Source organism: Natrinema sp. CGMCC1.2065 (assembly GCF_051225675.1).
Lineage (GTDB): Archaea > Halobacteriota > Halobacteria > Halobacteriales > Natrialbaceae > Natrinema > Natrinema thermotolerans.
The window spans coordinates 131,533-145,445 of record NZ_JBPJSJ010000008.1 but is presented as its reverse complement, the minus strand read 5'-3'; the positions used below and the strand labels follow the sequence as shown (position 1 = coordinate 145,445).

At 66.2% G+C, this 13,913-nt stretch carries 14 protein-coding genes; 8 read left to right on the top strand and 6 right to left on the bottom strand.

Going from position 1 to position 13,913, the window contains the following annotated elements:
* Window positions 1–58 precede the first annotated feature (58 nt).
* Window positions 59–1,174, top strand: coding sequence for a tRNA (guanine(26)-N(2))-dimethyltransferase (locus ACSBP4_RS10675; protein WP_435552185.1), 1,116 nt, complete (start codon window positions 59–61; stop codon window positions 1,172–1,174).
* Window positions 1,175–1,918: 744 nt separating this feature from the next.
* Window positions 1,919–2,200: a YgaP family membrane protein gene (locus tag ACSBP4_RS10670; RefSeq protein WP_006649559.1), complete on the top strand. Its 282-nt coding sequence runs from the start codon at window positions 1,919–1,921 to the stop codon at window positions 2,198–2,200.
* A 214-nt stretch (window positions 2,201–2,414) separates the two neighbouring features.
* On the opposite strand, the gene ACSBP4_RS10665 is transcribed toward ACSBP4_RS10670, so the two are convergent.
* Window positions 2,415–2,615 carry a hypothetical protein gene (locus ACSBP4_RS10665; protein ID WP_006649558.1) on the bottom strand — a complete coding sequence of 67 codons (201 nt, stop codon included), beginning with the start codon at window positions 2,613–2,615 and terminating at the stop codon, window positions 2,415–2,417.
* Window positions 2,616–2,815: 200 nt separating this feature from the next.
* Between ACSBP4_RS10665 and ACSBP4_RS10660 the strand changes: the two genes are divergently transcribed.
* Window positions 2,816–4,123 (top strand): YhjD/YihY/BrkB family envelope integrity protein, encoded by a 1,308-nt coding sequence (locus ACSBP4_RS10660; RefSeq protein ID WP_435552184.1) that lies wholly within the window; start codon window positions 2,816–2,818, stop codon window positions 4,121–4,123.
* Here the strand turns inward: ACSBP4_RS10660 and ACSBP4_RS10655 are convergent, their stop codons facing one another.
* The 3 genes from ACSBP4_RS10655 to dcd form a co-directional block, all read right to left on the bottom strand.
* Window positions 4,124–4,918 (bottom strand): alpha/beta fold hydrolase, encoded by a 795-nt coding sequence (locus ACSBP4_RS10655; protein WP_435552183.1) that lies wholly within the window; start codon window positions 4,916–4,918, stop codon window positions 4,124–4,126.
* Between the two features lie 70 nt (window positions 4,919–4,988).
* Complete coding sequence (locus tag ACSBP4_RS10650; RefSeq protein ID WP_049966187.1) at window positions 4,989–5,300, bottom strand: hypothetical protein; 312 nt, start codon at window positions 5,298–5,300, stop codon at window positions 4,989–4,991.
* A gap of 154 nt (window positions 5,301–5,454) precedes the next feature.
* Window positions 5,455–6,069 (bottom strand): dCTP deaminase, encoded by a 615-nt coding sequence (dcd, locus tag ACSBP4_RS10645; RefSeq protein WP_006179842.1) that lies wholly within the window; start codon window positions 6,067–6,069, stop codon window positions 5,455–5,457.
* A gap of 203 nt (window positions 6,070–6,272) precedes the next feature.
* Between dcd and ACSBP4_RS10640 the strand changes: the two genes are divergently transcribed.
* Together ACSBP4_RS10640 and pth2 are read left to right on the top strand one after the other, a co-directional pair.
* Window positions 6,273–7,088 carry a hypothetical protein gene (locus ACSBP4_RS10640; RefSeq protein WP_049905699.1) on the top strand — a complete coding sequence of 272 codons (816 nt, stop codon included), beginning with the start codon at window positions 6,273–6,275 and terminating at the stop codon, window positions 7,086–7,088.
* 68 nt (window positions 7,089–7,156) lie between these two features.
* Window positions 7,157–7,495: a peptidyl-tRNA hydrolase Pth2 gene (gene pth2, locus ACSBP4_RS10635; protein WP_435552182.1), complete on the top strand. Its 339-nt coding sequence runs from the start codon at window positions 7,157–7,159 to the stop codon at window positions 7,493–7,495.
* A gap of 3 nt (window positions 7,496–7,498) precedes the next feature.
* Here the strand turns inward: pth2 and ACSBP4_RS10630 are convergent, their stop codons facing one another.
* Complete coding sequence (locus ACSBP4_RS10630; protein WP_435552181.1) at window positions 7,499–8,479, bottom strand: DMT family transporter; 981 nt, start codon at window positions 8,477–8,479, stop codon at window positions 7,499–7,501.
* A gap of 237 nt (window positions 8,480–8,716) precedes the next feature.
* Here ACSBP4_RS10630 and ACSBP4_RS10625 point away from each other — a divergent pair, with 237 nt between their 5' ends.
* On the top strand, window positions 8,717–9,511 hold the full coding sequence (locus tag ACSBP4_RS10625) for a helix-turn-helix transcriptional regulator (protein WP_435552180.1): 795 nt from the start codon (window positions 8,717–8,719) through the stop codon (window positions 9,509–9,511).
* Between the two features lie 51 nt (window positions 9,512–9,562).
* Here ACSBP4_RS10625 and ACSBP4_RS10620 read toward each other — a convergent pair whose 3' ends face one another.
* Complete coding sequence (locus ACSBP4_RS10620) at window positions 9,563–11,245, bottom strand: spermidine synthase (protein ID WP_435552179.1); 1,683 nt, start codon at window positions 11,243–11,245, stop codon at window positions 9,563–9,565.
* A gap of 168 nt (window positions 11,246–11,413) precedes the next feature.
* On the opposite strand from ACSBP4_RS10620, the gene ACSBP4_RS10615 reads away from it, so the two are divergent.
* Entirely contained in the window at window positions 11,414–11,824 is a 411-nt protein-coding gene (locus ACSBP4_RS10615) for an SRPBCC family protein (protein ID WP_435552178.1), read from the top strand.
* A gap of 120 nt (window positions 11,825–11,944) precedes the next feature.
* Complete coding sequence (locus ACSBP4_RS10610; protein WP_435552177.1) at window positions 11,945–13,897, top strand: hypothetical protein; 1,953 nt, start codon at window positions 11,945–11,947, stop codon at window positions 13,895–13,897.
* Window positions 13,898–13,913: the final 16 nt, after the last annotated feature.

Sequence of the window (13,913 nt, the reverse complement as noted above, 5' to 3'; positions counted from 1 at the left end):
CCATCGGCCGCCGCCGGGAGACCACACCGCTTTTCGCCCGCTACCCACGAGACGTGGTATGCGCGTCACCGAGGGCGGGGTCGATCTCGAGGTCCCCGGCGAGCAGACCGAGGGCATCGAGGAGGCGGTCTTCTACAACCCGCGACAGGAGCTGAACCGGGACTTGACGATCGCGACGCTGCGGGCCTACCGCGAGCGCGAGGATCGCGCCGAGACGTATCTCGACGCGATGACCGCAAGCGGCGTCCGCGGGGTTCGAGCCGCGGCCGACGGCTGGGACGTGACCTGCTGTGACGTCGACGAGGAAGCGGTTTCCCTCGCCCGGGACAACCTCGAGCGAAACGACTGCGAGGGGCGGGTCGAACACCGCAACGTCAACGCGCTGATGCACGAAGAGCCGTTCGACGTGATCGATCTCGATCCCTACGGGACGCCGATGCCGTTTGCCGACGCCGCGTTCGCGAACTGCCGGGATCTGGTCTGTATCACCGCGACTGATACCGCGCCGATGTGTGGCGCACACTTCAACAGCGGCGTGCGTTCCTACTCCGCAGTGCCGCGAAACACCGACTACCACGCCGAGATGGGCGTCCGAACCCTCATGTCGGCGCTGGCCCGCAGCGCGGCCCGGTTCGACGTCGGCGTCGAACCACTGCTCACCCACGCGACCAGCCACTACGTCCGGACCTACCTCGAGCTGACCCACAAAGCCACCGCGGCCGACGCCGCGATCGACGAGTTAGGCCACCTCTACCACTGCGAAGACTGCCTCTACCGCGAGGCCGACCCCGGGCTGATCGCCGATCCACTCGAGCGCTGTCCTCACTGCAACGGAACTCGGATCCTCGCGGCCGGCCCGGTCTGGCTCGGCCCCGTCCAGGACTCGTCGTTCATCGGGGCGGTTCGCGACGAGATCCCCTACACGTTCGATACCGCGCCCGAGGCCCGCGAACTCTGTGACACGCTCGCGGCGGAACTCGACACGCCGACCCACTACGACCAGCACAAGCTCTGTCGGAACTGGGGGCTGCCGGCCAACGCGATGGACGAGTTCCTGGCGGATCTGCGCGAGGCCGGCCACGCGGCGTCCCGGGCCCACTACGGCGGGACGACGTTCAAGACGGACGCGAGCGTCGGCGAGGTCAAGGCGGCGACGAAAGACGGTCTCGACTAATCCAGCGTCACCGCGCACCGTGTGAGTCGCCGAGCGCGCGTCCCCACCGAGCCGTACGCACTGATTGCTGGCGAAGCGGACAAGTCCCGCATCGAGAATATACGAGTAACCGACCGGATCGACGCGGCGGAGCCATGACTGAACACCAGCAACAACTGATTGCATCAATGAACGATATGCATGCGTTATAGGCTGAACAGGCGCAATACCACGCCCTTCAGGCCGTGGATACGCGTCGTCACTCTGGGAAACGTCCCACCGTTCAAACGCCCGCCGTGAGTTTCCCACAGTGACGTTTAAGTGACAGACCGCCCTACTGAAGAGCAGGAATCGGTCGGAACGGAGCGGCTTCCGAACCGTCCTTCGGAGGCGGCCTGTCCGCTCACGTAACGAGGCAGTGTCCGGAAAGGGCAGTCGGTGAACGCACATTCCAGAAGAGTGTGTCCGTGCCGACTGCTCAAAGCGAGCATCACGATACCCCCGACTCTGCTGACGCCTGCCGGCGTCCCCGTGGCAAAAACAACACTGGGACGCCGTACACGGTTGAGGATAGGGGTAACGGCAGTTTGGCACCGCCAGCAGTCCACCAGTCCGACGTTGTGGGACTACCCGCGCCCGAAAGGACTGGTAGTCCGGTGACTGGACTGCAGACCTGAAACTCCCACCGCTCGGGATTCCTCCGCGTTCACGCGGAGGAGGATGTCAAATAGTTAGCTGCCGTATGTGTGCATGGTGACAGAAACCATGGAAAAAAACGTCGGTGGATACGACCGTCGGACTCGACTCCTTGTCGGCCCGGTGCTACTGGTCGTCGGTATCGCCGCCCTCGCTGGATTGCTCTCGATCGCTGCCGGAACCCTCGGGATGGCACTCGCCGTCCTCGCACTCGTCGTCGGGGCGGTGCTGACGATCACGGCTCGCACGCAGCAGTGCCCAATGAACTCGATGCTCGGTCGCAACACCTACCGAGAACGGCCCCGCTCGGAGCCGGAGACCGACGACCGGCAAGCTGGTCGACCCAGCTGATCCGATTTTTATCGCGGCGTTGTACGGCGTCACTGAGCCGGCGGCATACTTGTGGTACCGACCCACGATCGACGCGGCTCCTGTCGGCACTGGCCCGACCGACCCGATGGACCGTTTTCTGACGGTTGGCCAGGTGTCGGAACGGATGCGAAAGCGAACCCATCTGCATCCCGACAGCGCGACTCCGGATACTCGAACAGGGCCCCGACGCTGCTCACTCGAGGTCGGCGTAGAGGCGAACGAGCCCGCACTCGGGACAGCAGACGCCCTGTACTTTCGCCGTGTTCTGGACCCCCATCTTTCCCAACAGTCCGTCACGTTTTCCGGTCGTGATCGACAGGCGCATTCCCTCGGTGTCGCGGACGGTGGTTTCTTTCATCGTCACGCCGCAGTCGGGACAGCGTCGCTGCTCCATGCGATGGCGTTGGATTCCCGACAGAAAGAAGTTCGCGATCGAGCCGCCGTCGCCGGTCTCCGATCGGCGGCCGAAACCGACCGCTACGGGACGCCGACCCGGATCAGCCCGACGGTACTGTCGGGGCCGTCCGGCGTAACAGCCCGTTGGATCCCTGTGTCGTGCGATTACATATTGGGTGGGACCTCGAACGGCGGGCCGTGATCGATCGGGGACGAGGGGTGGATCTGACGGGACGGGTCCTTCGGCTCGCGAAGGACCAACAGTTGACGCTGCTGGCGGCCGGGGTCGCCTTCTATGGCTTTCTCTCGCTGGTACCGCTGATGTTGCTGGCGCTCGGGCTCGCAGCGTCGGTCGGGGGCGAAGCGCTCGCGAACCGCCTCTCCGCGGCCGCGACCGACATTCTCACCGTTCAGGCGCAGACGCTGCTGGCCGACGCCGTCACCGACGAGACGGGTCGTCGCGGGGCGACCGTCGTCGGCATCCTCGGCCTGCTGTGGGGCTCGAGCCGCGTCCTCCGCGGCCTCGATCGGGCCTTCTCGCAGGTCTACGACACGGTCGGCGAGAAGTCGCTACTCGATACGATCTGGGACGCGATGATCGTCTCGATCGCCATCGCGGCCGGCCTCGCGCTGCTGGGAGCGCTCGAGCTGGTCGTTCGGTTCCTGCCGGGGCTCGAGGTGTCGTTCGCAGTGGCGGTCGTCGGCCAACTGTTCGTCGTGCTGGGGCTGTTCGTCACCTTCCTGCCGCTGTACGTGATCTTCCCGGACGCGAACGTGGGGATCCGCGAGGCGGCACCTGGAACGGTCATCGCCGCAGTCGGCTGGTTCGTTCTGAGCCGCACGTTCTCGCTATACGCCGGGTTACTCTCCGATTACGCGGTCTACGGTGCGCTCGGGGCCGTCTTTCTCGTCCTCGTCTGGCTGTACGTCGGTGCGATCATCCTCGTCTTCGCGGCGGTTGTCAACGCGGTGCTGGCCGACCGTGAACTGGATCGGCAGCTACAAAGTCCCGGCCGACGACAGATTCCGACAGAAGCGATGACCGACGACGCCACGGGCGCCGACGAGGGAGCCACGGAGGACCGCGCGAGCGACCGCGCACGCGAATCGAGCGCGAGCGCCCGAACCCGCGATCGAGCCGACGATCCGGCGGCGCTACGCGAGGAGATCGAGCGACTCCGCGATCGCGTCGACGACTTCGAGTCCGACGTCGAAGAGCGCACCGTCCGGAAGGAGTCCCTCGAGAGCGAGTTGAAACGCTACGTTCGCCGCCGAGTCCGACGCGGCCACGCCCGTGACTGGGGGCCGTACCTCGTCTTGCTCTACGGGACGGCGATGTCGATCGGCGCGTTCTCCTTCCTCGACGGTGGCTGGGCGATCCTCGCGATGCTCGTCGTCTGGACCTCGACGCTCGGTCTCTACGTCCTGATGGTCCTGATCGGCTTCGGCATCTCCCTGCTTGGACTCCCCGGTCGGCTCCGCGACGCGGTCGGCGACCGTCGATAGCTACTGAACGCGAGCAGTCTGGCTGACGAACCGCCGCACCCGATCCGTGTACGTCTCGGGTCGATGGAGGTTACAGATGTGGCCGGCTCCCGCCAGCACTTCGACCCGGCCGTCACGGGCCGCAGCGGCGTGATCGCGCTCGCCGCGGCGCATGAGTTTGTCGTTCTCTCCGTTGAGTAGCAGCGTCGAGCCGGGATACGTCGAGAGCGCAGCCCGGAAGTCGCGGCCGGCGATGTCCGGCCCCGCGTCGCCGAACTGTTTGGGATAGAAGCCGGCGTCGATGATCTCGCGCTCGATATCGGGCGCGAGATCACGCTGTCGGACCCAGCGGGTGGCGAGTGTCTCGACGGCCCGTTTCCCGAGGTTAGGCTTCGTGAGTAGTCGCGCGACGCCGCCGCTCACTCGTGTGCCGAGTTCCATCGTGTTCACCGGGTTGACGCTACTGCCCGACAGCACCAGCCCGTCGACCGTGCTGGGATGGCGGTAGGCGTACTCCGTCGCCACGTAGCCCCCCAGCGAGAGCCCGACGAGCGTCGCGGAGCCATCGGTATGCCGGTCCACGACCGCCTCGAGGACGTCGATCGCCGGCTCCATCCGGAACGGCTTCCCCGCGCGGGTGCCGTGGCCCGGTAAATCGGGCGCGACGGTGTGGTACCCCTCGGAAAGCGCCCGCGTCTGGGGGAGCCACATCTTTCGGGTGAACATCGCGCCGTGTACGAACACGATCGAGTCGGTGTCCGACGGGCCGGCGACGTCGACGCCGGTCTTGTCGGGGTCCTCGCCTGTCCAGTCCATAGCCGATGGGGATATCACGAGAGCGACCTTAGTGGTCTGCCCGGCCCATTACGGCGACGGCGGACGACCGCTACTCGAGTCCCCGACCGCCGTCGCTTCCGGAGTCGGCGTCCGCGTCGGGCGTCGCGGCCGGTTCCGTCGGCAGCCCACCCTCGAGCCGGACCGCATCGGGAGTGATCTCACGGACCGAGTCTCGCTCCAGCGTGACGCGATACCGGGCTCCTTTCTCCCACCCAAGCGAGGATTTGATCGACTCGACGGCCGACGGGTCGGGCCGAACGTGAGCGACGTCGCCCGCGACCGCCGCGACGATACCGACGGTCTCGCCGGTGGCGTTCTCGACGGGTTTGTCGATATCGTCGTCGGAAAAGACGGCGCACATACCGTCGGCTACCGCGACTCAGAATAAGTCGGTCGTGCCTGCGATGGCCGGTCGGTGATCCGCGGGGGAAGCGACCGGGAGACGGTTCGGCGGCCGGTCGGGATCGAAACGGCGTGCCGACGTCTCGAGGGCGGATCGAGTTCCAGCCCCGGGTTCACTCGCCGTCCGCGTCCCCGCGCTCGAGTTGGTCGCCGCCGAACTCGTCGTCGCTCTCGATCCGGGAGGCCTGCGGTCCGCTCTGGTCCTGATACTTCGAGCCCCGCTCGCTCCCGTAGGGCCGGTCGGCTTCGGTCTTGAGTTCGGTGAAGGTGAGCTGGGAGATCCGCATACCCGGCGTGAGCGCGACGGGTGCAGAACCCAAGTTCGACAGTTCCAGCGTGATCTGGCCGCGATAGCCGGGATCACAGAGGCCGGCGGTAGCGTGGACGACGACCGCGAGCCGGCCCAGCGAGGACCGGCCCTCGACGTGGGCGATCAGATCCGCCGGGATCTCGACGCGCTCGTGAGTCGTCCCAAGCACGAAGTCGCCCGGGTGGAGGATGAAGTCGTCGTCCTCGTCGACGACGGTCTCGGAGACGTAATCGTCGACTTCGTCCTCGGAGTTGGGGTGAATACAGGGGATGTTCGTCCGCTGGAACTCGAGAAACTCCCGGCCCAGTCGGAGGTCGACGCTCGCGGGCTGGATCTGCAGTTCCGGGTCGTCTAACGGCTCGACGACGAGGTCGCCGGCCTCGAGTCGGTCGAGGATGTCCGCGTCGGAGAGGATCATATCGAGAGGGAGCGAACACGGCACCCTAAAGTCCTCGGTCCGCCGTCGCTCGCGGCGCGGTCCCGGTTCGATCCACGGGTGACCGACGACCCTCGGTCGAGCCAACGGTTTACATCATTTATGATGTTGATACAATTCAAGCGCCTGTAACCCGACGACGGACGGCCTAACCGATTATAACGCTGTACGATGAAGGTGGGTCCATGAGTGGGAGGCAGGGCCGATTCAACGGGGACACGGAAGTGCTACACCAGCGGGCGGTCAGAGTTCCGCTCCCCGATCTCGAGGCCGAGCGGCTGTTCCACGAGAACATGCTGACGATCGCGGCCGCGTTGGAGCGGAAGGCGGACCTGCTCGCCGATCCCGAAGTGACCGTGTTAGACGCCTACGAAGCACAGTTCGATCACGCCGCCGAAAGCTTCCAGCGGCGACTCCGACGGATCGTCGGCGACGATTACAAGGCGGTCGCGCGGGCGTATCATCGCGGGGATCGCGACGACCGCATCGGCGCGATCGCCGCGTACTACCTCGAGGGGGCCTGGCGGGCCCAACAGCAGGCCACGATCACGGACATGCTGTACGTTCCGCTGGTCATCCGGTATCCGGACAGTTTCACGGTCAACATCCGCTTTGCCAGCGGGCACAAGACGGCCGAGGCGATCCGATACGAGTCGCCCGAACACTCCACGGACGACCTCGACGAGGAGTACGCCGAAACCTACTACGACGAGAGTTACTACTCCCAGCGGCGGGCGGCGACGTATCTCGAAGCGGGTGCCGAGATCATCCGCGAGGAGTTCCCCGATCCCGACGAGACCGCCCGCGAAGAGCGTGAATACGGCGGTTTCGTCTCGGCGAGCGGCCGCCGGGGATCGGTATTCTCGGCGATGATCGAACGGGTCGAGCCCGATCCCGACCGGTTCGAGGGGCCGATCGACGAACCGACGCTAGTCGAGGCGGGGCCCGAGGCGAGACGAACGGAACGGGAGTACTTCCGCGAGAGCGAGGTCGTTCACTGACGGCTCGCCGGCGTCCGTCGCAGCGATCGATAGGTACCGCTAAAGGCATCGACGTCCTCGAATAGGCCATGAAACAGGCCATCGTCGCTCGCACGGATATCGGGATGGGACAGGGAAAGCTCGCCGCACAGGTCGCTCACGCGTCGCTGTCGGCCTACGAGAACGCCGATCGGCAACTGCGAGACCAGTGGAAGGATGGGGGCCAAAAGAAGGTCGTCCTGAAAGGCGAGAGCGAGCGCCAACTTCACGAACTCTCCGAGATCGCCGAGCGAAAGGGGATTCCCACCGGACTGATCCGAGACGCCGGTCACACCCAACTCGAGCCGGGGACCGTCACCGCGCTGGCAGTCGGCCCGGCGGCCGACGACCGCGTCGACAGCGTGACCGGCGAGCTGTCGCTGTTTTAACCGTCAGTCCGACCGGTAGCCGCGGGGTTCGTCCCTGACCGGAGTTTCGTCGTCGGGCAGCCGCGGGTCGGGGGTGAGCCGCTCGCGCAGCGAGCGGAGATCGACCGACTTGCTGCCCAGCACCGCGAAGCCGGCGAAGATCGTCAGGAAGCCGGCGACCGCCAGCGCGTCGATCGTCTCACCAAGCAGCGCCCAGCCACCCAGCGTCGAGACGACGGGCACGACGTAGAAGATCAGGTTCGCGCGGATCGCGCCGGCCGCGTCGATCAGGCCGAAGTAGGCGATGTAGGCGAGGACGCCCGCGAAGACGCTGACGTACCCCAGTGCCGCGACCGCTTCGACGGTCCAGTCGATCGCGGCCGCCGACTCGCCGCCCGTCCAGGCGAGCAGGTGACACAGCGCCGCGGCGAATGGCAGCCCCCAGGCGACCCGAACCGTACTCGAGAGGTCGCTGTCCGCCCGACGGATCAGTACGGCCCCGAGCGCGGCGGCGATCGCGCCGACGAAGAGGATCCCCTTGCCGACGGCACCGCCCAGCAGGTTCGCGGGGTCGGGACTGACCACGAGGCCGACGCCGAGCAGGCCAAGCCCCATCCCGGCCGCGCCGCGGGCGGAGAGCCGCTCGTCCGAGAGGAAGAACGCGGCGAAGATCGGCGTCATGATGGGGTTGAGGCTGTACATGATCGAAGCCACCGCGCTGGTGACGTACTGCTGGCCGACGAACAGCAAGGCGTTGGTCAGCCCGATCGCGAGAACGCCGGTCGCGAGGATCGCTCCGATGTCGCCGCGGGTCCGGGGAAACAGGTCCGCCCGCGAGGTCGTCAGCCCGACGTAGGCAAGCATGATGACGGTGGCCACGTCGAATCGGAACGCCACGAACAGCAGCGGCGGGAAGTACGCAAGCCCGGCTTTCGCGGCGACGAACGTGCCGCCGAAAAACAGGCTCGAGAGGGCGAAGAAGACGGCAGTACGACGCGCTACCACGGCGTCGTCACCACCGTGCGAACCGCATGCGCCGACCCGGACCCGGGCGACGCGTGAAGAGTGGAGATCATCGTACACGGACGTACGAACGTCGGGTATATAGTTTCGTTCAGAAACGGTTTCAGAGCAAGAAATGTGGGCGGGCCGGGAAAAGGACCGACGACGCGACACCCGCGCGGGCCGTGAAACCCTTTCACGGTGCGAAAACGGTTTGGTCTCGGCCCGGAGAGGTGACGTATGGAATCGGCGCTCGAGGAGATCGAGTTCCTGGCACTCTCGGAGAACCGCGTCGCGGTGCTGGACCTGCTCTCGGCGGGGCGACACACCCGCAGGGAACTGGCCGACGCCACCGGGGCCTCACAGGCGACGCTGGGCCGAATCCTCGGGGACTTCGAGGACCGGTCGTGGGTCAGACACGACGGCAGCGAGTACGTCGCGACAGCGACTGGCCGACTCGTCGCGGAGGGATTCACCGACCTCCAGGAGATCCTCGAGACTGAGGGGCGACTCCGCGACATCGTCGACTACCTGCCGACCCATGCGATGGACTTCGACCTCCGGCGGCTCTCGGATGCGACGATCACCGTCCCGACGGCGACGCGGCCGAACGCGCCGCTCTCGCGACTGCTCGAGTTCGTCCGCGATGGCGACGAAATCAGGACGTTTTCACACACGTTCAACGGACAGGCGCTACAGGTCGTCAGCGACCGTGTAACCGGCGGCGACCAGCGCTTTCGGGGCGTCTTCGGCCGCAACGCGATCGAGGCGCTCGCCGAGGAGTCGGAGCTTCGCGACCGGCTCGAGGCCCTGCTCACGGCCGAGGACGCCGAGATCAGGGTCCGTGAGGAGGGCGTTCCGATCGCGATCATGATCGTCGACGACCTCGTTTACCTCCTCCTGCGCGACGAGGACGGCATCCTGCGGGCCTCCGTCGACACCGACGACGACGCCGTCCGCGCGTGGGCCGAGGACTCGCTGGATCATTACTGGCGGACCGCGACGCCGCTCGCGGTCGAGGATCTCACCGACTGACGGGAGCGAAGAACGCGAGGCGACGCCGCTCGAGTCGGCCGTCGCTCTCCCCTACGGCGAGGCCGGCTCGGCCGCCGTCGCCTCGTGGTTCGGTGAGGTCGGCGTCGGGAACTCGAGCCCCGCCGCAGGCCGCGCCGTCGCGAGCGGGTCCGGCCCGACCGTGATCGAGGCGGGTTCCGGCTCCGCCTCGTCCTCGTCGGTCTCCTCGATGACGTACTCCTGGCCGATCGTCGACGCCTGTAGGTTGTCGACGGGCGCGTGATCCTCGGTCAACACCGGCACGTCGTCGGTGTTCGGGTCGTCCATGTACGCGTCGACCTCGCCGCTCAGGTCGATCGGCAGGTCGCGGCGCTCGTTGCGGGCCGCGAGGTCGTCTTCGGTGAACTCGGTGTCGGCCTTCGTCGCGACGACCTCGATGTTCTGGACCGAGCCCAGACTCGAGGTCCGGAAGCTGTAGGTCGAGGGGAACGCCTCGTCGATGGTCTTGTATTGGGCCCGGTAGAACGCCGAGCCGGCCCCGCTGGGCGCGGCGATGACGTTCGCGAGGAAGACCCCGTCGTCGGAGAGTCGGTCCTCGACGAGTTCCATGAATTCCAGTTGCGTGAGGTGGATCGGAACCTGATCCTTCTGGTAAGCGTCGAGGACGATCAGGTCGTAGGTCTCGTCGGTCTCCTGCAGGAAGATCCGGCCGTCCTCGGTGTGGGCAGTCATGTTCTCGCCCTCCTCGAGGCGGAAGTACTCCTTGGCCGCCTGCGTCACCTCGGGGTCGAGTTCGACGACGTCGACATCGACATCGTAGCGCCGCTCGAAGTCCTTCGGGCCGGTGTAGCCGCCCCCGCCGATGAACAACACGTCATCGACCTCGTCGGGGTCGTCGGTCATCAGCATCGGCAGATGGAAGTACCGCGTGTACTCGAAAACGTGTCGGTCCGGGTCCTCGAGGTCCATCGCGCTGTGGCGCGCACCGTCGAGATACAGCGTTCGCACGTCGCCGTCGTCGATGACCTCGAGTTCCTGATAGGCCGTCTGAGTCTCGTAGACGACGTCGCCGCGGTGGTCAAAGGCGACGGGGCCGACGCCGCCGGCGACGACCAACAGCAGGGCGATGCCGATGCTCGCGGCCGCGGGTCTTGGCGCGACCCGCGGGAGGGTCAACGCGAACGCGGTGCCGACGAGGATGAACCCGAACAGCAGCCCGATCGCGTCGATTCCCAGCGACGGAATCAGGAAGTACGTGGTCGCGCCCGCGCCGACGATGCTGCCGATGGTGCCCAGCGCGTAGACGTGGCCCGACGCCTCGCCGGTGCCTTCTTTCTCGGAGAGTTCGGCCGAGTAGGGACTGATAAAGCCAAGCAGATAGGTCGGCGGGCCGAACAGGATCAGGACCGCCGGCAGCGAGGCGTAGCGGGCCGGAAGCGGCAGCGTCGACGCCGAGAGCAGGAGTTGATCGCTGGCGTAGACGACGATCGCGACGTAGCCGGCCGTCCCCAGCAGGAGCCAGCTCATCCGCGCGTTCGAGGCGGTATCGGCACGTTTGCCACCTTGCCAGTAACCCAGGCTCAGTGCAGCGAGGAAGACGGTGATGATGCTCCCCCACGTGTAGATGCTGTTCCCGAACTGCGGGGCGATGATCCGGCCCGCGAGGATCTCGAGACCCATACTGGTGACGCCGGAGACGAACACCGCGACGTCGGGTTTCGTCGGGCGGTACGCGGAGGGCTGCCCCAGACTCATTACCGGGACATAGCGGGCCCGGCAGGAGAACTTGTCGCCTCGGTACGGATTCGCCGGGACTCGGTCACGACGGGAGCTGAGACACCGACGGAACGAGCGAGACGCCCCGAGCCGAACGTGAAGTCCGTGACGACCGACGTTTATGGCCGTTCCGTCCGTGGGGCCGATATGCGTGATGTGACGGTCTCTGGAGTCGTCGCTGCGGCTCCGACCGAGCTGTCGGCGTGGCTCGAGCCGGCGACGATCGTCGAGGCAGAGGGGAGTTTCGCGATCGAACGCGTCGAGGAGCGGGACGGGGCGACGGTCGTCGTCGCCAGCGGCCCGGGACTGCAACTGCCGCTGCGGTTCGAGGACCGCGACGGGGCGATCTACTACACACAGGAGAGCGAGCGCGGCCCCTTTTCGGCGATGGAGACGTGGCTCGAGATCGACCCCGTCGACCACGGACGGACCCGACTCACCGCCCGCTCGGCGGTCGAACTCGCCGCCCCCCTACCGTTCGGCGATCGGATCGCCGCCTGGAAACGGCGGGGCGAACTCACGAATCTGCTCGAGTCGGACGAGACCGGTTTCGAGTAACGGCTCGGGACTGGATCGCCGGGCGGTGGAATCGTCGATCGGGGCCGATCGACCGAACCTGTTTCTAACGTAGAAAGTTATGAAAACCTACTTGTGGTGCGGGGAACGAAATCGGATCGTATGCCGCAGTATCCCCGCCGAACCCTCCTCGGCAGTATCGGCACGACGATGACCGTCGCACTGGCAGGAAACGCTGTCAGCGCGACGGACGGACGGTCCACCAACGATGTCGGCTCGCCGGCGTTCGACTCCCTCTTCGACTATTTCCCGGCCTCGGCCGAATCGGACTCGATGGCAGTTGTGACGAGGGATCTCGAGCAGCAGCGAAAGGCCAACGACCCCTACGGACACATGTCGACGGGCAGCGGGTTTGGGATCGATCCCGAGTCGATCTCGAAGCAGGCGTTCGTCTACGCGACCGACGACGATGCGTTCTCGATGCCGATCGTCGTCATCGCCGGTGACTTCGAACTCGAGGACGACGGCGACATTCGCGAGACCGACGGCGGCGTCGAGTACGAGCGCCGCGAAGACAATGAGATGGTCGCCGCCGTCACCGAGACGGTCGTCGTCGCCGCCGAAAACGACGAGCGGATCGGCGAGGCCCTCGCGGCGAACGCGGGCGAGGCCAAGCGACTGCTGGACGCCGAACCCCTGCTCGAGGAGGCGTTCGGCCTCTTCGACGGGGAGCATGCCGACTACACGGTCCAGATCGGCGAGGGGTATCAGTTCCCCGACTTCACCGACGACGCCGCCATCGAATACAGTGCCCGAGCAACGACCGTCCTCGATCCGGATACCCTCGAGGTGAACATCGGCGTCGCCTTCGCGGACGCTACGGAGATCACTGACGAACTGGTCGATACGCTCACGAGCGAGTTGCGCTACATGGCGCTCACCGGCGAGCCGACGGTCGAACGAGACGGGTCGCTCGTCACCATCACCGCCGAGCGCGATCTCGCCGCCGAACGGGAAGCCAACGACCACGAGAGCCCGGGAAGTCTCCGGCCCGAGGAGGACATCGATCTCGAGGACGACCAACTCGAGATCGAGATCGGACGCGGCGATCCGACCCCGGTCGAGGATCTCACGCTCGAGGTGGGCGGCGAGGAGTACGACCGCGATATCTGGACCAACAGCCACGGCACCCTCGAAGAGGGAGATACGATCGTCATCGACATGGACGATGTCGAGCCGAACCTATCGATCACCCTCACCCACGACCACGCGGCCGGGAGCAGCACGAGCGGGACGTCGATCCTCGATCGATTCGAGTTCGAATACGACTACGACGTCGACGCCGGAACGCTCACCGTCGAGTACGCGGACGAGTTCCCGCTCGAGGGCGAGCGGGTTTCCATCGCCGTCTACGACGAACGACCGTGGTACCATTCCCCTGACGAGGAAGTCGAGCCACGAACCACCGCTCAGCCGTGGTCCGGAACGATGCGTTCGGGCGACGGGACGACGCTCGAGGACATTCGGCCGGGTGACACCGTTCTCGTCTGTTGGGACGGAACGACCATGGAAGACAGTATCGCACACTTCCGTGCCCAGCCGCCGGGGACCGTGGCCTTCGACTACGACTTCGAGCGCAAGACGCTCTCGGCGACGCTCGAACTCGAGGACGGCGAGCGCCCGGCCGACGCGTACGAACTGCTGATCGACGACGAGCCGGCCGAGACGCAGTGGGCCGACGAGGCGGACACTGTCTCTTCGGGGGCGACGATCGAAGTCGACGACGTTGCGGCCGGATCGGATGTCACCGTCGTCTGGGGTGACGACGATGTCCGTGTCAGCGGAACCCGTCCGCGACCGCGGATCGAACTCGAGTTCGACGAGGATCAGGGCGTGATCGAACACGTCGGCGGCGATTCGGTCGCCGCGTCGGAGCTTACCCTCCGGGTCATGACCGAAGACGGCTTCAGCGAGATCGACCTCGGCGAGGAAATCGACGGTGAGTTCGAACAGGGAGATACCGTTTCCGTCGATGCCGACGAAATCCGGTACGCGATGCTCTCGTACGACGGTACCAGCGGTTCGATCGGTCACGTCGTTCCATCGCGGGAGTAACGATTCCAGCGGTTAT